This is a genomic window from Streptomyces coacervatus (assembly GCF_029223485.1).
Classification (GTDB): domain Bacteria; phylum Actinomycetota; class Actinomycetes; order Streptomycetales; family Streptomycetaceae; genus Streptomyces; species Streptomyces coacervatus.
In genome coordinates, this window is the sequence record NZ_JARHTP010000071.1 from 1 (window position 1) to 730 (window position 730).

The 730-nt window shown below is 72.2% G+C and carries 1 protein-coding gene; it reads left to right on the top strand.

Annotation, left to right across the window (positions count from 1 at the left end):
• A partial coding sequence (locus tag P2Q00_RS50610; RefSeq protein WP_275781991.1) for an ATP-binding protein occupies positions 1 to 730 on the top strand: 730 nt, incomplete at both ends.

A 730-nucleotide genomic window follows, 5' to 3' on the forward strand; every position in this document is an offset into this window, starting at 1 on the left:
GTGACACCCCGGCGACCAGTTACCTGGACATGGACAAGGTCCTGAACGCGGCGCGCGAGTCCGGCGCGGACGCCATCCACCCCGGATACGGCTTCCTGTCCGAGAACGCCGACTTCGCGCAGGCCGTCCTGGACGCCGGACTGATCTGGATCGGCCCGCCCCCGCAGGCCATCCGCGACCTCGGCGACAAGGTCGCAGCGAGGCACATCGCCCAGCGCGCCGGCGCCCCGCTGGTCGCCGGCACCCCCGACCCGGTCTCCGGCGCCGAGGAGGTCGTCGCCTTCGCCCAGGAACACGGCCTGCCCATCGCCATCAAGGCCGCCTTCGGCGGCGGCGGCCGCGGCCTGAAGGTCGCCCGCACCCTCGACGAGGTCCCCGAGCTGTACGAGTCCGCGGTCCGCGAGGCGGTCGCCGCCTTCGGCCGCGGCGAGTGCTTCGTCGAGCGCTACCTCGACAAGCCCCGCCACGTGGAGACCCAGTGCCTGGCCGACCGCCACGGCAACGTGGTCGTCGTCTCCACCCGCGACTGCTCACTCCAGCGCCGCCACCAAAAACTCGTCGAGGAAGCCCCGGCGCCGTTCCTGTCGGACGCGCAGGTCGCCGAGCTGTACGCCTCCTCCAAGGCCATCCTCAAGGAGGCCGGCTACGTCGGCGCCGGCACCGTGGAGTTCCTCGTCGGCGCCGACGGCACCATCTCCTTCCTGGAGGTCAACACCCGCCTGCAGGTCGA